16 protein-coding genes are annotated in these 20,064 nt (G+C 64.0%); 15 read left to right on the plus strand and 1 reads right to left on the minus strand.

What is annotated here, in order from left to right:
• The first annotated feature begins 9 nt into the window (after positions 1–9).
• The 13 genes from yaaA (at position 10) to ACODS5_RS08435 (ending at position 17,854) form a co-directional block, all read left to right on the plus strand.
• Complete coding sequence (yaaA, locus tag ACODS5_RS08375) at positions 10–789, plus strand: peroxide stress protein YaaA (RefSeq protein ID WP_134691139.1); 780 nt, start codon at positions 10–12, stop codon at positions 787–789.
• 866 nt (positions 790–1,655) lie between these two features.
• The gene (locus ACODS5_RS08380) at positions 1,656–2,972 is read left to right on the plus strand and encodes a nucleotide sugar dehydrogenase (RefSeq protein WP_134691141.1); all 1,317 of its coding nucleotides are present in this window, start codon (positions 1,656–1,658) and stop codon (positions 2,970–2,972) included.
• Positions 2,973–3,043: 71 nt separating this feature from the next.
• Positions 3,044–4,525, plus strand: a complete 1,482-nt coding sequence (locus tag ACODS5_RS08385) for a glycosyltransferase family 2 protein (protein ID WP_134691143.1) — start codon at positions 3,044–3,046, stop codon at positions 4,523–4,525.
• Between the two features lie 34 nt (positions 4,526–4,559).
• Complete coding sequence (locus ACODS5_RS08390) at positions 4,560–5,726, plus strand: PilZ domain-containing protein (RefSeq protein WP_489108382.1); 1,167 nt, start codon at positions 4,560–4,562, stop codon at positions 5,724–5,726.
• 12 nt (positions 5,727–5,738) lie between these two features.
• Positions 5,739–7,271 (plus strand): alginate biosynthesis TPR repeat lipoprotein AlgK, encoded by a 1,533-nt coding sequence (gene algK, locus ACODS5_RS08395; protein WP_489108383.1) that lies wholly within the window; start codon positions 5,739–5,741, stop codon positions 7,269–7,271.
• A complete protein-coding gene (locus ACODS5_RS08400) occupies positions 7,268–8,746 on the plus strand; it encodes an alginate export family protein (RefSeq protein WP_489108384.1) in 1,479 nt (492 codons plus the stop codon). Before algK ends, ACODS5_RS08400 begins: the two co-directional genes overlap by 4 nt.
• A gap of 18 nt (positions 8,747–8,764) precedes the next feature.
• Positions 8,765–10,321, plus strand: a complete 1,557-nt coding sequence (gene algG / locus ACODS5_RS08405; protein ID WP_489108385.1) for a mannuronan 5-epimerase AlgG — start codon at positions 8,765–8,767, stop codon at positions 10,319–10,321.
• A 13-nt stretch (positions 10,322–10,334) separates the two neighbouring features.
• Complete coding sequence (locus ACODS5_RS08410) at positions 10,335–11,777, plus strand: alginate O-acetyltransferase (RefSeq protein ID WP_134691147.1); 1,443 nt, start codon at positions 10,335–10,337, stop codon at positions 11,775–11,777.
• 7 nt (positions 11,778–11,784) lie between these two features.
• Positions 11,785–12,879, plus strand: coding sequence for a mannuronate-specific alginate lyase (locus tag ACODS5_RS08415; RefSeq protein ID WP_489108386.1), 1,095 nt, complete (start codon positions 11,785–11,787; stop codon positions 12,877–12,879).
• A 191-nt stretch (positions 12,880–13,070) separates the two neighbouring features.
• A complete protein-coding gene (locus tag ACODS5_RS08420; RefSeq protein ID WP_489108387.1) occupies positions 13,071–14,528 on the plus strand; it encodes an MBOAT family O-acyltransferase in 1,458 nt (485 codons plus the stop codon).
• 10 nt (positions 14,529–14,538) lie between these two features.
• Positions 14,539–15,696: an alginate O-acetyltransferase gene (locus ACODS5_RS08425; RefSeq protein ID WP_489108388.1), complete on the plus strand. Its 1,158-nt coding sequence runs from the start codon at positions 14,539–14,541 to the stop codon at positions 15,694–15,696.
• 20 nt (positions 15,697–15,716) lie between these two features.
• Positions 15,717–16,364, plus strand: coding sequence for an alginate O-acetyltransferase AlgF (locus ACODS5_RS08430; protein ID WP_489108389.1), 648 nt, complete (start codon positions 15,717–15,719; stop codon positions 16,362–16,364).
• Between the two features lie 35 nt (positions 16,365–16,399).
• Entirely contained in the window at positions 16,400–17,854 is a 1,455-nt protein-coding gene (locus ACODS5_RS08435; RefSeq protein ID WP_134691269.1) for a mannose-1-phosphate guanylyltransferase/mannose-6-phosphate isomerase, read from the plus strand.
• An 83-nt stretch (positions 17,855–17,937) separates the two neighbouring features.
• Here the strand turns inward: ACODS5_RS08435 and ACODS5_RS08440 are convergent, their stop codons facing one another.
• A complete protein-coding gene (locus tag ACODS5_RS08440; protein ID WP_489108390.1) occupies positions 17,938–18,342 on the minus strand; it encodes a hypothetical protein in 405 nt (134 codons plus the stop codon).
• Positions 18,343–18,525: 183 nt separating this feature from the next.
• Between ACODS5_RS08440 and ACODS5_RS08445 the strand changes: the two genes are divergently transcribed.
• Together ACODS5_RS08445 and ACODS5_RS08450 are read left to right on the plus strand one after the other, a co-directional pair.
• Positions 18,526–18,990, plus strand: a complete 465-nt coding sequence (locus tag ACODS5_RS08445) for a multidrug transporter (RefSeq protein ID WP_134691152.1) — start codon at positions 18,526–18,528, stop codon at positions 18,988–18,990.
• Between the two features lie 62 nt (positions 18,991–19,052).
• Complete coding sequence (locus ACODS5_RS08450) at positions 19,053–19,865, plus strand: SDR family oxidoreductase (protein WP_489108391.1); 813 nt, start codon at positions 19,053–19,055, stop codon at positions 19,863–19,865.
• The last annotated feature ends 199 nt before the right edge of the window (positions 19,866–20,064 follow it).

A 20,064-nucleotide genomic window follows, 5' to 3' on the forward strand; every position in this document is an offset into this window, starting at 1 on the left:
GCCGACCCGATGCTGACGGTGATTTCCCCCGCCAAGACCCTCGACTACGACACCCCGCCGGTCACCCAGCGCCACACCCTGCCGCAGTACCTGGACGACTCCCAGGAACTGATCGTGCAACTGCGTGAGCTGACCCCGGCGCAGATCGCCGAGCTGATGCACCTGTCCGACAAGCTCGCAGGGCTCAACGCCGCGCGCTTCGGCAGCTGGACCCCAGACTTCACCCCGGCCAACGCCAAACAGGCGTTGCTGGCGTTCAAGGGCGACGTGTACACCGGGCTGAACGCCGAAACCCTGGGCGAAGACGATTTCAGCTACGCCCAGGAGCACCTGCGCATGCTGTCCGGCCTGTACGGCCTGCTGCGCCCGCTGGACCTGATGCAACCCTATCGCCTGGAAATGGGCACCAAGCTGGCCAACGCCCGCGGCAAGGACCTGTATGCCTTCTGGGGCACGCGCATCAGCGAATGGCTGAACCAGGCCCTGGCCGACCAGGGTGACGACGTGCTGCTCAACCTGGCCAGCAACGAGTACTTCAGCGCGGTGAAAAAGAGCGCGTTGCAGGCGCGAGTGATCGATGTCGACTTCAAGGACCTGAAGAACGGCCAGTACAAGATCATCAGCTTCTACGCCAAGAAGGCCCGCGGGATGATGAGCCGCTTCGTGATCCAGGAGCGCATCAACGACCCCGAGCAGCTCAAGCGCTTCGACGTGCAGGGCTACTACTACAGCGCCGAGCAGTCCAAGCCGGACCACCTGGTGTTCCTGCGCGATCACGCCGAAGGCTGATGGCCCTTGGGGCCGCTTTGCAGCCCATCGCGACACAAGGCCGCTCCTACAAGGGACCGCAACCTCCTGTAGGAGCGGCCTTGTGTCGCGATAGGGGCGCAAAGCGCCCCCAGCACTTCCGACCCGCAGCCCCGCAACAGGGCACCCTCGCAACACCCCAAAAAAGCCAAATTCCCGCCGCCAAAAACCCACCACCCATACCTTTATCGCAAAATGCCATAAGACCGTTCGTAGTTTTTTGACGAATTTTGAAAAAAAATTTCCCATGCTGGCATATAACCATCCCGCCTCGTTTTCGCCCTTTATATACGGGAGTGAAACTGTGGGGTGCTATCAATATGAAAGTATTTTCCACTGAAAAAATATTTAGAAATCTTTCATCGACGCCGAACCCACGCCGGAACTTCTACTACGGCCCATGGCTCATAGCACCCGTAACGAGTTTCAAGCGCTGGTCGTGAGAAATGACTTACAGGTGACAGCTGAAGGGTATCCACCCTTAGCCCCAATAAGTCAGGCAGCGCAACGGTGACCGCCGAAGGCCCTGCCCCGAAGGAGAGACGCGCCCCTTACGAATCGTCCTAGTGGTTGATTTCAAAAGGTTTTTCCAATTGAAAGAACAAGCACAGCAATTCACCAAGTTTGAATTGCAATAAAGACGGCTGCATTTCAGGGCACGCCTTTTTAATACTGGCCTTTGACTGCCAACTTTGAGTGCATCGATTTATGCGCTCCGGATTTATTCATGCCTGCGTTCGGTGAAGTGTCAATTCGCCATGGATCCGTGCGCCCGAAAACTGCTGGTCAATCAACCCAGTCGGCTCTTCGCTGAAGGGCTGGCGTGATAAACACATGAGGTGAATGCGATGCGTATCAGCATCTTTGGTTTGGGTTATGTGGGTGCAGTCTGTGCAGGTTGCCTGTCGGCACGAGGCCACGAAGTGATTGGTGTGGATGTCTCCAGCACCAAGATCGACCTGATCAACAAGGGCAAGTCGCCCATCGTCGAGCCAGGCCTGGAAGAACTGCTGCAACAGGGCATCGCCAATGGCCGTCTGCGCGGTACCACCGACTTCGCCGAAGCCATCCGCGCCAGCGACGTGTCGATGATCTGCGTGGGCACCCCAAGCAAGAAAAACGGCGACCTGGGCCTGGAGTACATCGAGTCGGTGTGCCGTGAAATCGGCTATGTGCTGCGCGACAAGGCCAGCCGCCACACCGTCGTGGTGCGCAGCACCGTGCTGCCGGGCACCGTCAAGAACGTGGTGATCCCGATCCTCGAAGACTGCTCGGGCAAGAAGGCCGGTGTCGATTTCGGCGTGGCGGTCAACCCCGAGTTCCTGCGTGAAAGCACCGCGATCAAGGACTACGACCAGCCACCGATGACCGTCATCGGAGAACTGGACAGCGCCAGCGGCGACGTGCTGCAAGCCCTGTACGAGGAGCTCGATGCGCCGGTGATCCGCAAGCCGGTCGAAGTGGCCGAGATGATCAAGTACACCTGCAACGTCTGGCACGCCACCAAGGTCACTTTCGCCAACGAGATCGGCAACATCGCCAAGGCGGTCGGCGTCGATGGTCGCGATGTGATGGAGGTGGTCTGCCAGGACAAGGTGCTCAACCTGTCGCAGTACTACATGCGCCCAGGCTTCGCCTTCGGCGGCTCGTGCCTGCCCAAGGACGTGCGCGCCCTCACCTACCGCGCCTCGAGCCTGGACGTGAAGGCGCCGCTGCTCGATTCGCTGATGCGCAGCAACGAATCCCAGGTGCAGAACGCCTTCGACATCATCGAGAGCCACGACAAGCGCAAGGTTGCCTTGCTGGGCCTTTCGTTCAAGGCCGGTACCGACGACCTGCGCGAGAGCCCGCTGGTGGAACTGGCCGAGCGTCTGATCGGCAAGGGCTACCAGCTGGACATCTACGACCAGAACGTCGAGTACGCCCGGGTGCATGGCGCCAACAAGGACTACATCGAATCGAAGATTCCGCATGTGTCCTCCTTGCTCAATGCCAACTTCGAGCAGGTGGTGAACGACGCCGACATCATCGTGCTGGGCAACCGTGACGAGAAATTCCGTGCCCTGGCCCAGCAGGCGCCGGCCGGCAAGCAAGTGATCGACCTGGTCGGCTTCATGAGCAAGCCGACCTGCGCCACCAGCCGTACCGAAGGCATCTGCTGGTAAACCCGGTCGGGCGGCGCGTCCCTCCCCAGCGCGCCGCCCTTCCCACCCCGAATTCTCGACGGATGCCGAACATGCAAAGGTTCCAGACAGTGCTGTTGCAGTGCGCCGGCTGGCTGCTCTACATGAGCCTGCTCATGCTGATCGCCCTGGCCCTGCCCAGCGATATCTTCGATTCGCAGTCGAAGCACTTCATCTTCCTGGTCGGCGCTGTCGGCATCTGGCGCTACTCCATGGGCGCCACCCATTTCATCCGCGGCATGGTCTTCCTCTACCTGGTCTACCCGTACCTGCGCCGCAAGGTGCAGAAGCTCGGCAAGGCCGCCGACCCGTCGCATGTGTACCTGATGGTCACCAGCTTTCGCATCGATGCGCTGACCACCGCCCAGGTGTATAGCTCGGTGATCCGCGAGGCGATCGACTGTGGCTTCCCGACCACGGTGGTCTGCTCGCTGGTGGAGAAGTCCGACGAGTTGCTGGTCAAGAGCCTGTGGGCCAAGTACAACCCACCCGCGCATGTCCACCTGGACATCGTGCGCATCGCCGGCACCGGCAAGCGCGACGGCCTGGCCTATGGTTTCCGCGCCATCTCGCGAATGCTCCCGGACGAGAACGCCGTGGTCGCGGTGATCGACGGCGACACCGTGCTCGCCGAAGGCGTGGTGCGCAAGACCGTGCCGTGGTTCAAGCTCTACCCCAACGTCGGCGGCCTGACCACCAACGAGTTCTGCGAAGTGCGCGGCGGCTACATCATGAGCGAGTGGCACAAGCTGCGCTTCGCCCAGCGCCACATCAACATGTGCTCGATGGCCCTGAGCAAGCGCGTGCTGACCATGACCGGGCGCATGTCGATGTTCCGCGCAAGCGTGGTGACCAACCCCGAGTTCATCGCCGACGTCGAAAGCGACTCGCTGATGCACTGGCGCCTGGGCCGCTTCAAGTTCCTCACCGGCGACGACAAGTCCAGCTGGTTCAGCCTGATGCGCCTGGGCTACGACACCTTCTACGTGCCGGATGCGGCGATCAACACGGTCGAGCACCCGCCGGAGAAAAGCTTCGTCAAGGCCAGCCGCAAGCTGATGTACCGCTGGTACGGCAACAACCTGCGGCAGAACTCCCGCGCCCTGGGCCTGGGTCTCAAGCGCCTGGGGCTGTTCACCAGCATCGTGCTGCTCGACCAGCGCGTGTCGATGTGGACCAGCCTGCTGGGCCTGACCGTGGCGGTGATCGCCAGCTTCAAGTTCGGCCTGCAGTTCCTGCTGGTGTACCTGCTGTGGATCGGCATCACCCGCCTGATCCTCACCATCATGCTGCTGTGCTCGGGGCACAACGTCGGGCCGGCCTACCCGCTGATTCTCTATTACAACCAGATCGTCGGCGCAGTGATGAAGATCTACGTGTTCTTCCGCCTCGACAAGCAGTCCTGGACCCGCCAGCCCACTGCCCTCAAGCGCGACCTCGCAAGTTTTCAACAATGGTTCAACACCTGGTCCTCGCGGACCATGACCTTTTCGGCCGCGAGCATCTTCGTCGCCGTGCTGTTCATGGTCGTGTGAGCCCCCGGATCGGATAACAGGAACGAATATCGCCATGAATACCGCCGTGAACGTCAACGTCGTGCATGAATCCGAAGCGCAGCGCCAGCATGCCCGGGTGCGCATTCCCGCCAAACTGCGCTACCTGGATGGCAACCGCGAGCCGCACGAGGTGAAGGTTGACGACCTGTCCGCCGGGGGCCTGTCCTTCCATGCCAAGAAGCCCCTGGCCGAAGGCGAAGTGCTGCGCGGCCGCCTGCAGTTCGTGGTCGACAACCTCGGCCTGTCGATGGACGTCGAGCTGCTGGTGCGCACCAGCGATGCCCAGAGCGGGCGCATCGGCACCGAGTTCCAGAACCTCGAGCCACGCGACATCGCCACCCTGCGCCATATCATCACCAGCCACCTGTCCGGCGAGCTGATCAGCGTCGGCGACGTGCTCAGTACCCTGCAGCGAGACAACTTCACCAAGGCGCGCAAGCAGAAGGACGGTGGCTCCGGTCTGTCGGCCTTTGGCCGCCTGCGCGCGGTCACCGTCACCGCCGGGGTGTTCGCCATTGGCCTGGTAGCCTTCGGCTTCGTCGCCAAGTCGCTGTATGGCCTGTACTTCGTCAGCCATGCCGAGGCCGGCGTGGTCGCGGTGCCCACCACAAATGTCACCATGCCCCGCGACGGCAGCCTGCAGAGCCTGGTGCAAAGCGGAACCAGCGTGGCCAAGGGCGCGCCGCTGGCGACCTTCAACACCAGCATGCTCGACCTGCTCAAGGGCCACCTGGACGACTCGCAACTGGAGCCGGCCAAGGTCGAGGAGCTGTTCGGCAAGCAACTCTCCGGCACCCTCACCAGCCCCTGCGATTGCGTGGTCTCGCGCCAGCTGGTGGACGACGGCCAGTACGCCAGCAAGGGCCAGCCGGTGTTCGCGCTGATCCCGCGTACCAGCACCCCGACCATCGAGGCGCGCTTCAGCTACCGCCAGTTCGATGAAGTGAAGCCCGGCACCCGGGTCAACTTCCAGGTCGCCGGCGAAGACGACGTGCGCAGCGGCAAGATCGTCGGCAGCTCGAGCCTGGACACCGACAACCTGGCGTCCGACATCCGTGTGCAGATCCAGCCCGACGAAGGCCTGCCAGCCGAGCTCGCCGGCCGCCCGGCCGCCGTCAACAGCGACCGTGGCCCGTCGCTGAACTGGCTGATCGACAAGGCCGTGGCCCGCGGGCTGTAAGAGGGATAACCCATGACCAGCAGATACCCCGATACCTGTAGGAGCCGGCTTGCCGGCGATCGAGTGCGCAGCACTCGCCCATGGGATGCAACACCTGCGCGAACCATTCGCCGGCAAGCCGGCTGCTACAGGGACGGTTTTGGCCTTGGCCTGTGCGCGCTGGCCCTGGCCATCACCCTGGGCGGCTGCGCCGGCCTGCCCGACCAGCGCCTGGCCAACGAAGCGCTCAAGCGCGGCGACACCGCCACCGCCGAGCGCAACTACAAGGCCCTCGCCGACCTTGGCTACAGCGACGCCCAGGTCGGCCTGGCGGACATCCAGGTCGGCACCCGCGACCCGGCCAAGCTCAAGCAAGCCGAAGCCACCTACCGCGCCGCCGCCGCCACCTCGCCCCGTGCCCAGGCGCGCCTCGGCCGCCTGCTGGTGGCCAAGCCCGACAGCACCCAGGCCGAGCGCGAAGAGGCTGAGACCCTGCTCAAGCTCGCTGCGCAACAAGGTGAGACGAATACCCTGATCCCGCTGGCGATGCTCTACCTGCAGTACCCGCAGAGCTTCCCCAAGGTCAACGCCCAGCAGCAGATCGACCAGTGGCGCGCCGCCGGCAACCCCGAAGCCGGCCTGGCCCAGGTACTGCTGTACCGCACCCAGGGTACCTACGACCAGCACCTGGGCGAGGTGGAGAAAATCTGCAAGGCCGCGCTGGCCACTACCGATATCTGCTACGTGGAACTGGCCAGCGTCTACCAGAAACGCGCCCAGCCCCAGCAGCAGGCCGCGCTGCTTGAGCAGCTCAAGGCCGCCCATGCCCGCGGCACCGTGCCGGCCACCCGGGTCGATAGCGTCGCCCGCGTGCTGGCCGACCGCAGCCTCGGCCAGACCGACGAGAAGACCGCCAAGGACCTGCTCGAGCAGGTCGCACCGGCCAACCCGGCATCCTGGGTGAGCCTGGCGCAGCTGCTGTACGACTTCCCCGAACTGGGCGACACCGACCAGCTGATGGCCTATATCGACAAGGGCCGCGAGGCAGAACAGCCCCGCGCCGAGCTGCTGCTGGGCCGGCTCTACTACGAAGGCAAGACCGTGCCCGCCGACGCGCAGAAGGCCCAGGAGCACCTGCAGGCCGCCGCCGACGCCGGCGAAGTCAGCGCCGACTACTACCTCGGCCAACTGTACCGTCGCGGCTACCTGGGCCAGGTCGAGCCGCAAAAGGCCGTGGACCACCTGCTCGCCGCCGCCCGTGGTGGCCAGAACAGCGCCGACTACGCCCTGGCCCAGCTGTTCAGCGAAGGCCACGGCATCCGCCCGGCGCCGACCAATGCCTGGGTGTTCGCGCAACTCTCCCAGGTCAACCCGACCCCACAGTCCAGCGAACTGCTGCAACAGCTCGACCAGCAGCTCACGCCCGACCAACGCAACCAGGCCCAGCAACTGCTGGCGCAGGAAAAGCAGGCGCGCGGCAGCATGGCCCAGGGCGCCAACAGCACCCTGGCCATCGAAGCGCTGCAGGACGAGAAAGAAGAAGTAGACGCCGAGGATTCGCTATGACGCTCAACCCCTTCGTGAAAGCCGGCATCGGCCTGGGCTTCGCCCTGCTGTGGTCGATGCCGACCCTGGCGGCGCAAACCGCGCAGAAGAACTTCGGCCTCGACGTGAAGATCACCGGCCAGTCCGAGGACGACCGCGACCTCGGCACCCGCTCCGGCGGCGACGTCAACGGCCTGGGCCTGGACCTGCGCCCCTGGGTGTACGGCGAGCGCGGCAACTGGAGCGCCTTCGCCATGGGCCAGGCGGTGGCCGCCACCGACATCATCGAAACCGACACCCTGCGCCAGAACGACGACGGCACCACCAGCGACAACGGCGACGACAGCCGCAAGCCGGACAAGAGCTACCTGGCCATGCGCGAGTTCTGGATCGGCTACAGCGGCCTGACCCCCTACCCCGGCGAGCAGTTGCGCTTCGGCCGCCAGCGCCTGCGCAGCGACGACGGCATGTGGCGCGACACCAACATCGAGGCGCTGAACTGGACCTTCGACACCACCCTGCTCAAGGCCGACCTTGGCGTTGCCCAGCGCTTCAGCGAATACCGCACCGACCTCACCGAACTGGCCCCCGAAGACAAGGACCGCACCCATGTCTACGGCAACGTCGCCACGCAATGGACACCCGGCCACTGGGTTGGCCTGCGTGCCCATCACAGCCATGACGGCGGTAGCCTGAAGAGCCCCGGCGAAACCGTCGACGCCCTCGACAAGACCCGCACCGGCGACCTCACCTGGCTGGGCCTGGAAGCCAACAGCGACGCCTACAACTGGCGCAACGACCACCGCGTCAACTACTGGGGCAGCGTCACCTGGCTGACCGGCGACCGCGACACCCTCAGCAGCCAGGCGGTCGGCAACGACCAGGTCGCCACCGGCAAGCAGAGCGGCGACGTCAACGCCTGGGCCACCGACCTCGGTATCCGTCTGCGCCTCGACCCGCAGTGGCAGGTCGGCGCGGCCTACGCCCGGGGCAGCGGCGGTGGCGGCAGCGACGGTTCGAACAATTTCGAGCAGACCGGCCTTGAGAGCAACCGCTCCAACTTCACCGGCACCCGCTCGCGCGTGCACCGCTTCGGCGAAGCCTTCCGCGGCGAGCTGGGCAACCTGCAGGCGGCCACCCTGTTCGCCTCCTGGCAGCTGCGCGACGACTACGACGCCAGCTTCATCTACCACAAGTTCTGGCGCGTCGACGGCAAGCAGAACATCGGCTCCAGCGGCATCAACGCGGTGGTCGACGACGGCGGCATCAGCCGCCCTCTGGTGCAGGGTGAGAAAGACCTCGGCCAGGAAATGGACGTAGTCGTGACCAAGTACTTCAAGCAGGGCCTGCTGCCGGCCTCGATCAGCCAGTCGATTGACGAACCCTCGGCCCTGGTACGCCTGCGTGCCGGTGTGTTCAAGCCGGGCGATGCCTACGGCAAAGAGGCCGACTCGTACATGCACCGCGCCTTCGTCGACGTGATCTGGCGCTACTGAGGCCGGGAGAGGATAGCCATGAACCTGCACCCGAACCTTCGCCACAGCCTGCTCGCCAGCGCCCTGCTGCTGGCCGGCGGCCTTGCCCAGGCCGCCGAGCCGGAAATGGCCAAAGGGCTGCAACAGGCCAAGACCTATACCGTCTCCAGTGCGCCGATCGAGCCGCTGAAGATGGACCCACCCAAGCTGCCCGACCTGTCCGGCTACACCGCCCAGGCCGTGCAGCAGAAGATCGACCGCCAGCACAAGGGCAAGGTCAGCGTGCGCCGCATGCTCCAGGAGGACACCCTCAAGGAGTTCATCGGCGGCGACAACAAGGGCGCCGAATGGGTACGCCGCCAGCACGGCATCCCCCAGGCGATCTTCGTCGATGACGGCCACGTCGACCTGGTGGAGCTGAGCAAGAAAGTCCCCAGCCAGTACCTGCGCGAAACCGCGCCGGGGGTGTACCTGGCGCGCCTGCCGATCGTGGTCGGGCGCAAGGGCGTGCTGGAGATCGACGGCAAGGTCAAGGAGCTGCGCCTGTCCGAGGAAGGCGGTTCGTTCATCGTCAACGACGGCAAGCTGTTCGTCAGCGACACCCAGGTGACCGGCTGGCGCGAACAGGCCAACGGACCGGCGACCTTCCGCAAGCCCGACCAATTCCGCCCGTTCCTGCTCAGCTGGGGCGGCACCGAGACCTACATCGTCAACAGCAAGATGGCCAGCTTCGGCTACGCCAAGTCCAAGTCGTACGGCGTGAGCATCTCGCAGTACACGCCGAACATGGCCAAGCAGATGGGCCGCCCGGAACCCACCGGCTGGATCATCGGCTCGGAGTTCAGCGACATGTGGTACGGCTTCTACTGCTACGAAACCCAGGACTTCGTGATCAAGGACTCGACCTACCGCGACAACATCGTCTATGGCATCGACCCCCACGACCGCTCGCACCGTCTGATCATCGCCGGCAACACCGTGCATGGCACCAAGAAGAAGCACGGGATCATCGTCTCCCGTGAGGTCAACGACAGCTGGATCATCAACAACAAGAGCTACGACAACAAGCTCTCGGGCGTGGTGATCGACCGTAACAGCATCAACAACCTGATCGCCTACAACGAGATCTACCGCAACCACACCGACGGCATCACCCTGTACGAGAGCGGCGACAACCTGATCTGGGGCAACAAGCTGATCAACAACCGCCGCCACGGCATCCGCGTGCGCAACAGCGTGAACATCCGCCTGTACGAGAACGTCGCCATGGCCAACGGCCTGGTGGGCGTGTACGGGCACATCAAGGACCTGTCCGACACCGACCGCGACATCGCCCTCGACCCGTTCGATACCAAGGTGTCGCTGATCGTGGTCGGCGGCGAGCTGGCGGCCAACGGTTCAGGCCCGCTGTCTATCGATTCGCCGCTGTCGGTGGAGCTGTACAAGGTGTCGATGCTGATGCCGCGCAAGGCCAACGGCATCAGCTTCAACGGCGTGCTCGGCGAGCGCCAGGACGAAATCCTCGACCTGCTGGTGCGCCAGCAGAAGGCCGTGCTGATCGACCCGGTCGAACGCCAGACCGAAATGATCGACTAAGGAAGCCCAGACCATGACTCCACACCTGATGAAACTGCTGGGCCTGTCCGCCGCCCTCCTGGCCATCAGCCAGGGCGTGCGCGCCGAAGACGTCAAGGCACCGACCTTCAGCGCCGAACCGTGCTGCCAACTGTGCCCCGAGGCCCACGACGCCAGCCGCTACACCACGCGCTACCAGCAGAACTTCACCACCCTGGTGCAAGCCCAGGGCGACTGGCTGTTCCGCACCCGTGAGGACCTGCGCACCGAGTTCGACACCACCCCGGGCGGCTACAAGCGCCTGCAGCAGGTGCACGACGCGTTCAAGAAGCGTGGTGTCGAGCTGGTAGTGGTGTACCAACCGACCCGTGGCCTGGTGAACCGCAACATGCTCAACCCCGAAGAAAAGGCCGCCTTCGACTACCAGAAGGCCCTGCGCAACTACCAGGCCATGCTCCAGCGCTTCGGCAAAATGGGCTACAACGTGCCCGACCTGTCGCCGCTGACCAACGAGCAACTGGCCGCCGCCGACCAGGGCAAGGACTTCTACTTCCGCGGCGACCAGCACTGGACGCCCTACGGCGCCGAGCGCGCGGCGAAGATCGTCGCCGACACCGTGCACAAGATGCCGGCCTTCGAAGGCATCCCGCGCAAGGAGTTCGAGACCAAAAAGTCCGGGCGCATGGGCAAGACCGGCACCCTGCACAACGTCGCCGGCCAGCTGTGCGGCACCAGCTATGCGGTGCAGTACATGGACCAGTTCGCCACCGAACCGAAGGGCGCCGCCGGCGGTGACGACCTGTTCGGCGATTCGGGCAACGCGCAGATCACCCTGGTGGGCACCAGCCACAGCGGCAAGAACTACAACTTCTCGGGCTTCCTCGAGCAGTACATCGGCGCCGATGTGCTCAATGTCGCCTTCCCCGGCGGCGGCCTGGAAGGCTCGATGATCCAGTACCTGGGCAGCGAGGAATTCCAGAACAACCCGCCGAAGATCCTGGTGTGGGAGTTCTCGCCGCTGTACCGCCTCGACCAGGAAACCATCTGGCGGCAGATCCTCGGCCTGCTCGACGACGGCTGTGACGACCGCCCGGCACAGATGAGCGCCAGCGCCACCCTCAAGCCCGGCAAGAACGAGCTGATGGTCAACGGCAAGAACGGCGTGATCAAGGACCTGGTCAACCGCAACCACCAGCTCGACATCAAGTTCGAGGACAGCTCGGTGAAGGTGTTGCAGGCCACCCTGTGGTACCTCAATGGCCGCCACGAGGACATCAAGATCGAGAAACCCGAGACCTCCGACACCGACGGGCGCTTCGTCTTCCAGATGCGCGAGGACGAAGACTGGGCAGGCCAGAACCTGCTCGCCCTGGAGGTACAAGGGCCAGAAAGCGGTACGCAGAAAGTCGAAGCCAAACTCTGCAAACGCAACAACTTCGCCAGCCCCGCGCAGCACACCGCGCAAGCTGGCCAGTGAGGCGACCATGACCACCATAAGCAGCAAGACCGCACCCGCCCTGCTCGCCCTCGCCCTGTTCGGTGGCGCGGCGCAGGCCGCGCTGGTGCCGCCCCAGGGTTATTACGAGGGCATCGAGAAACTCAAGACCGGCGACGGCAATTTCCGCTGCGAAGCCGCGCCCAAGCCCTATACCGGCGCGCTGCAGTTCCGCAGCAAGTATGAAGGTTCGGACAAGGCCCGGGCGACGCTCAATGTCGCCTCGGAAAAAGCCTTCCGAAAATCCACCGAGGACATCACCACCCTCGAGAAAGGCGTCAGCAAGATGGTCGGCCAATACATGCGCGATGGCCGCCCGGCGCAACTGGACTGCGCCCTGACCTGGCTCGACACCTGGGCACGCGCCGATGCGTTGATGTCCACCGATTACAACCACACCGGCAAGTCCATGCGCAAGTGGGCCCTGGGCAGCATGAGCGGTTCGTGGCTGCGCCTGAAGTTCTCCAACTCGCAGCCACTGGCGGCGCACCGCGCCGAAGCCGAGCAGATCGAGAAATGGTTCGTGCGCCTGGCGCGCCAGACCGTGCGCGACTGGAGCGACCTGCCGCTGGAGAAGATCAACAACCACAGCTACTGGGCGGCCTGGTCGGTGATGGCCACTGCCGTGGCCACCGACCAGCAGGAGCTGTTCGACTGGGCGGTGAAGGAATACAAGGTCGGCGTCAACCAGGTCGACGAGCAGGGCTTCTTGCCCAACGAGGTCAAGCGCAAGCAACGCGCCCTGGCCTACCACAACTACGCCCTGCCGCCGCTGGCGATGATCGCCAGCTTCGCCCAGGCCAACGGCGTGGACCTGCGCAAGGAAAACAACTTCGCCCTGCAGCGTCTCGGCGAAGGCGTGCTGGCCGGTGCCCGCGACCCTGTTCATTTCAACACCCGCGCCGGCGTGAAGCAGGACCTCAAGGACCTGAAGATAGATAGCAAGTACGCCTGGCTCGAACCGTGGTGCGCGCTGTACCAGTGCGTCGGCGACACCCTCGAGCGCAAGCATGACATGCAGCCGTTCAACAGTTTCCGGCTGGGTGGCGATGTGACGCGGGTCTACGACCCGTCCCGAAAATAACGCAAATCCCTGTAGGAGCCGGCTTGCCGGCGATGCAAGGCGAAGCCTTGCCTTGCGATGGTCGGGGGCCGCCATGCGGCCCATCGCCGGCAAGCCGGCTCCTACAGGGGAACTAGGTTGCCTTCCGGTTTTTGCTGGGGGGTTTGGGGGGCGCTGTGCCCCAGGTGCTGTGCATAACTAGGAGAACCGGGATGGTCTTCTCGTCCAACGTGTTCCTGTTCCTGTTCCTGCCGGTTTTCCTCGGCTTGTACTACATAAGCGGGAACCGCTACCGCAACCTGCTGCTGCTGGTTGCCAGCTACATCTTCTATGCCTGGTGGCGGGTGGACTTCCTCGCCCTGTTCGCCGGGGTCACCCTGTGGAACTACTGGATCGGCCTGAAAGTCGGTGCCGCCGGCGTGCGCACCAAGCCCGCGCAGCGCTGGCTGCTGCTGGGCGTGGGCGTCGACCTGTGCATCCTCGGCTACTTCAAGTACGCCAACTTCGGCGTCGACAGCCTCAACGCGATCATGACCTCGATGGGGCTGGAGCCGTTCATCCTCACCCATGTGCTGCTGCCGATCGGTATCTCGTTCTACATCTTCGAATCGATCAGCTACATCATCGATGTGTACCGCGGCGACACCCCGGCCACGCGCAACCTGATCGACTTCGCGGCCTTCGTGGCGATCTTCCCGCACCTGATCGCCGGTCCCGTGCTGCGCTTCAAGGACCTGGTGGACCAGTTCAACAACCGCACCCACACCCTGGACAAGTTCTCCGAAGGCTGCACCCGCTTCATGCAGGGCTTCATCAAGAAGGTGTTCATCGCCGACACCCTGGCGGTGGTCGCCGACCACTGCTTCGCCCTGCAGAACCCCACCACCGGTGATGCCTGGCTCGGCGCCCTGGCCTACACCGCGCAGTTGTACTTCGACTTCTCCGGCTACAGCGACATGGCCATCGGCCTGGGCCTGATGATGGGCTTCCGCTTCATGGAAAACTTCAAGCAGCCCTACATCAGCCAGTCGATCACCGAGTTCTGGCGGCGCTGGCACATCAGCCTGTCGACCTGGCTGCGCGACTACCTGTACATCACCCTGGGCGGCAACCGCAAAGGCACCTTCAACACCTACCGCAACCTGTTCCTGACCATGCTGCTGGGCGGGCTGTGGCACGGCGCCAACTTCACCTACATCATCTGGGGCGCCTGGCACGGCCTGTGGCTGGCCATCGAGCGCGCGCTGGGGCTGGACACCAACCCGCAGCGTTTCAACCCGGTGAAATGGGCCTTCACCTTCCTGCTGGTGGTGGTCGGCTGGGTGATCTTCCGCGCCGAGAACCTGCACGTGGCGGCCCGCATGTACGGCGCCATGTTCAGCTTCGGCGACTGGCAGCTGTCTGAAATCAACAGCGCCCAGCTCACCGGCCTGCAGGTGGCCACGCTGGTGGTCGCCTACCTGAGCCTGGCGTTCTTCGGCCTGCGCGATTTCTACCGCAATGCCAAGCCAACGCCAAAGGCCACGCCGGTGCAAATCAACGCCGACGGCTCGGTGGGGCTGGACTGGACGCGGATCATGACCCGCGCCCTGGTCCTGCTGCTGTTCGTCGCCTCGATGCTCAAGCTCTCGGCGCAGAGCTACTCCCCGTTCCTGTACTTCCAGTTCTGAGGCCTGAATCATGAACCGGACACTTCGCATCACCTATTCGCTGTCGTTCATGGGCCTGCTGGTCGGGCTGGGCGCATGGTCGGTCGGCGGGCTGGAAAGCTTCACCCGCACCGGGCAGATGACCCTGCTCGACGGCAAGCTGGCCAAGGCCGCCGAAACCCACTACGACGAGCAGTTCCCGATCAAGCGCGTCGGCACCAACCTGTGGGCCGCGCTGGACTTCAAGCTGTTCAACGAAGGCCGCCCCGGCGTGGTGCTGGGTCGCGACCAGTGGCTGTTCAGCGATGAAGAGTTCAAGCCCACCGCCGGCGCCGAACAACTGATGCAGGACAACCTGGCACTGGTACGCGGTATCCGCGACGCCCTGCAACGCCACGGCAGCCAGCTGGTGCTGGCGATCGTCCCGGCCAAGGCGCGGCTGTACTCGGAATACATCGCCAAGCAAACCCCGGCCAGCCTGCACGACGAGCTGTTCAACCGGTTCCACGCCCAGGTGCGCCAGGCCGGGGTATTCGCCCCCGACCTGCTGGCCCCGCTGGAACAGGCCAAGGCCCGTGGCCAGGTGTTCCTGCGCACCGACACCCACTGGACGCCGCTGGGCGCCGAGGTGGTCGCCCAAGCCCTGGCCGAGGCGGTCAACCGCCAGAGCCTGCTCAGCGGCGCACCACGGCAGTACATCACCGAGGCTGGCGCCAGCGCGCCATACAAGGGCGACCTGACCAACTTCCTGCCGCTCGACCCGTTGTTCAGCAACCTGCTGCCCACTCCGGACACCCTGCAGCAACGCAAGACCCATCCGGTACAGGCCGACGGCGAAAGCGCCGACGCGCTATTCGCCGACAGCCAGTTCCCGGTGGCGCTGGTGGGCACCAGCTACAGCGCCAACCCCCACTGGAACTTCCTCGGCGCCCTGCAGCAGGCGCTGCGCAGCGACGTCGCCAACTACGCCGAGGATGGCCACGGCCCGCTGTTGCCGATGCTCAAGTACCTGCAAAGCGACGCCTTCAAGAACGCCCCGCCACAGGTCGTGGTGTGGGAATTCCCTGAACGTTATCTGCCCATGAGGAACGACCTCAGCAGCTTCGACCCACAGTGGATCGCACAACTGAAGAACACCCGTCAATCCGAAGAAAACCTGGCCCTGTCGTCCCACCGGACGGACCACTGAAGATAGAGAGGAATACGCACATGACCACCAAGACTTCCATTGCCAAAGCCCTCACCCTCGCCGCCGGCCTGACCGTCGCCTCGATGCAGGCCTTCGCCGGTGCCGACGCCGCCCTGTATGGCCCAAGCGCGCCGAAAGGCTCGACCTTCGTGCGCCTGTACAACGCCGCCAGCGCGCCCACCGCCGCCTCGGTCGGCAATACCCAGATCAAGCAGGTCGGCGCCCAGGCCAGCAGCGACTTCAGCTTCCTGCCCGGCGGCGACTACACAGCCCAGGTCGGCGGCAAGAGCGTGCCGGTGAAGCTGGCCGCCGACAAGTACTACACCCTGGTCAACAGCAACGGCGGCAACCCGCAACTGATCGAGGAGCCGCCGTTCAAGAACAAGCAGAAAGCCCTGGTCCGGGTGCAGAACCTCAGCGACCAGCCCCTGACCCTGAAGACCGCCGACGGCAAGACCGAAGTGGTCAAGCCGGTGGCCGCCAAGGGCCGTGGCGAACGTGAAATCAACCCGGTCAAGGTCAACCTTGCCCTGTATGCAGGCGACAAGAAAGTCGGCGACGTCAAGCCCGTCGCCCTGGAGCGCGGCGAAGCGGCCGTGCTGTATGTCACCGGTTCCGGCAACAGCCTGTCGCCGGTGTGGGTAACTCGCCCCGTGGCTAGCAACTGATCCCCCTGCCTCTAAACGACTATTGGAGAAACATGATGATCCCGGTAATTCTTTCTGGTGGTAGCGGTTCGCGTCTGTGGCCTCTGTCGCGCAAGCAGTTCCCCAAGCAGTTCCTGGCCCTGACCGGCGAACACACCTTGTTCCAGCAGACCATCGAACGCCTGGTGTTCGAAGGCATGGACACTCCCATCGTGGTCTGCAACAAGGACCACAAGTTCATCGTCCAGGAGCAGTTGGGCGCGCTGAAGCTGGAAACCCAGGCCATCCTCATGGAGCCGTTCGGCCGCAACACCGCGCCGGCGGTGGCGATCACCGCGATGAAGCTGGTCAACGAAGGCCGTGACGAGCTGATGCTGGTGCTCCCGGCCGACCACGTGATCGAGGACCAGAAGGCCCTGCAACGCGCACTGGCCCTGGCCACCGTGGCCGCCGAGCGCGGCGAAATGGTGCTGTTCGGGGTGCCGGCGACCAAGCCCGAGACTGGCTACGGCTACATCCGTTCCAGCCAGGATTCGCTGCTGCCCGAGGGCGTGGCACGGGTCGCGCAGTTCGTCGAGAAACCCGACGAGAAACGCGCCAACGAGTTCGTCCGCGCCGGCGGCTACTTCTGGAACAGCGGCATGTTCCTGTTCCGCGCCAGCCGCTTCCTCGAAGAGCTGAAAAAACACGACCCGGACATCTACGACACCTGCCTGCTGGCCCTGGAGCGCAGCCTGGAGGACGGCGACGCCCTGAGCATCGACGACGCCACCTTCGCCTGCTGCCCGGACAACTCCATCGACTACGCGGTGATGGAGAAGACCCAACGCGCCTGCGTGGTGCCGCTGTCGGCCGGCTGGAGCGACGTGGGCTGCTGGTCGTCGCTATGGGATGTGCACGAGAAGGACGACAACGGCAACGTCACCAAGGGCGACGTGGTGGTGCAGGACAGCCACAACTGCATGATCCATGGCAATGGCAAGCTGGTGTCGGTGATCGGCCTTGAGAACATCGTGGTGGTCGAGACCAAGGACGCCATGATGATCGCCCACAAGGACAAGGTTCAGGGGGTCAAGCAACTGGTCAACACCCTCGACCAGCAGGGCCGCACGGAAACCCAGAACCACCTTGAGGTCTACCGCCCGTGGGGCTCGTACGACTCGGTGGACATGGGCGGGCGCTTCCAGGTCAAGCACATCACCGTCAAGCCCGGCGCCAGCCTGTCGCTGCAGATGCACCACCACCGTGCCGAGCACTGGATCGTGGTGTCCGGCACCGCCGAGGTGACCTGCGACGAGAACGTGTTCCTGCTCACCGAGAACCAGTCCACCTACATCCCCATCGCCTCGGTGCACCGCCTGCGCAACCCGGGCAAGATCCCGCTGGAGATCATCGAGGTGCAGTCCGGCAGCTACCTGGGCGAGGATGACATCGAGCGCTTCGAGGATGTGTATGGGCGCACGTCCACGCCGGTGGAGCGTGGGGTCTCGGTGAAGACCATCGCGCAATAATCGACGCCTCGCGGCAGCGGCAGGTTCACGCTATATATTGAGCACATAACGTGAACCTGCCGCTGCCGCAATCTTATCGGCGTCTATTTCTTGGGGTCCGACTTATACAGGTCGGGCCCGAAGTCGAACGCCCCCTCGACTACCCATTGTGTGTCATCCGTTTTCCGAGTAATGGCACAGTTGTATCTTTCACACTTTGCAAAGTCTTTTCCATAACTAAAACCTTTGACCTCCCCAAACGTCCCGGCACCGATGAACTCCCCTTGAAGCTCCCCTAGAAGCTGACTCCTTTTCACCATGTGATTACCTACAGCATCAGCCTCGACATCGAACCTGAAATCCCAACCGTTGCCCTCTACTTGGATGGATTGCATCCCCTCCTGTTCGAAGATTACCCCCCAGTTCGCGGTAAACAGAAGTTTCGCTTCGTTTTCCTGGCGATTGCGAAGCTTCACCTCGAAACGCCCAGCTTTCTTTTCGTTGTTCATGTCCCTGATCCTCTACTTAAGCAGCGTATAGGTAACAGCGTTCAAACTCTAAGCAGTGCGCGGCACTGCCCACAACTGGTAGAAATAACAGGCCGCAGCGAGAGGCTGCGCTCACAGATGATTACCTCGGCGTAGTTTGAAGCTACGATGAGCACACTGAGTAAACCCAAGGCTCGCATGACCATGATTATCGGCGCCCTGCTCGTCCTCACCTGGCTGGTCCTGCTGCTGCGCTACCCGGCCAAGGCCTTGCCGATTTCCCTGTCCGCGGTCTGCGGTCTCGGCCTGGTGGCGCTCTGGGTAGCCTGGCAAGACACCCGCGAGGCCGCGCAACTGGCCCGCCTCGATATCCGCCTGGCCTACGCCCCCGACCAGTGCCCCGCCGACCGTGCCCTGCAAGTGCGCATGAAGAACGGCAACCAGGCCCCGCTCAGCGAGCTGCGCTGGCGGGTCGGCGCCTATGCCCCGGGCGATACCGTCAACCTGGCCGAGAACACCTACGCCGCCCCGCGTTATCGCGGCCCGGGCGAACTGCAGCCGGGGGCCGAATGGCAGGACTGCCTACCATTGCCACCGCTGCGCGCAGGCTATCGACCGCAGACCTTGGAGTTCCGCGCCGAGCACCTGCAAGGTACATTCGCCAACTGATTCCAGCTCATCGCGACCCGACTTGCCCCGCGATGCCCTCAACCTAAAACAAGGCCCCAACCATGCCCACCGTCCTCATCACCGGTTGCTCCAGCGGTATCGGCCGCGCCCTGGCCGATGCCTTTCGCGAGGCCGGCCATGAAGTCTGGGCCACCGCCCGCAAGGCAGAAGATGTCGAACGGCTGGCCGCCGCCGGCTTCCAGGCCCGGCAGCTGGACGTCAACGACGCACAGGCCCTCGCTCGCCTGGCCAGTGAGCTGAAGCGCCTGGACATTCTGGTCAACAACGCCGGATACGGGGCCATGGGGCCCTTGCTCGATGGCGGCGCCGACGCCCTGCGCCGGCAGTTCGAGACCAACGTCTTCGCCCCGGTGGCTGTCACTCGTGCATTGTTCTCCTTACTCCGCCACAACCGCGGCGTGGTGGTGAACATCGGCAGCGTCTCCGGCGTGCTGGTTACCCCCTTCGCCGGCGCCTACTGCGCCTCCAAGGCCGCGGTACACGCCTTGAGCGACGCCCTGCGCCTGGAACTGGCACCGTTCGGGATTCGGGTCATGGAAGTGCAACCGGGGGCCATCGCCTCGCAGTTCGCCAGCAACGCCGGGCGTGAGGCCGAGCTGTTGATTGCCGAGGGTTCGCCCTGGTGGCCGCTGCGCGAAGGCATCCGCGCCCGGGCCCGCGCCTCCCAGGATCGGCCGACCCCGGCCGATGATTTTGCCCGCCAAGTGCTCAAGGCACTGCAACGCAATCGCGTGCCGCAGCTGATACGCCTGGGCAATGGCAGCCGTGCGTTGCCTTGGCTGGCCCGCTGGCTGCCCGGCGGTATGCTGCAAAAAGTCTTGATGAAGCGTTTCGGCCTCGACGTAACGCTTTGATCTTCCCGGTTTTACGGGGTTTGAGCGATCGATAGCTGACCCTATCGCTAACTATAAAGTGCACACCAGAGCATTTTCCAATGTTGCGCCAGGGCCAAGAATCCCTATCGCATTTGAACGGTCACACCAGACATTAGTGTCATCTCCCGCTGAAATTTGCCCTGCGGGGCCCATTTTGCGGGGGAGAGACACTGCCGGC

Source organism: Pseudomonas sp. FG47, from assembly GCF_057809115.1.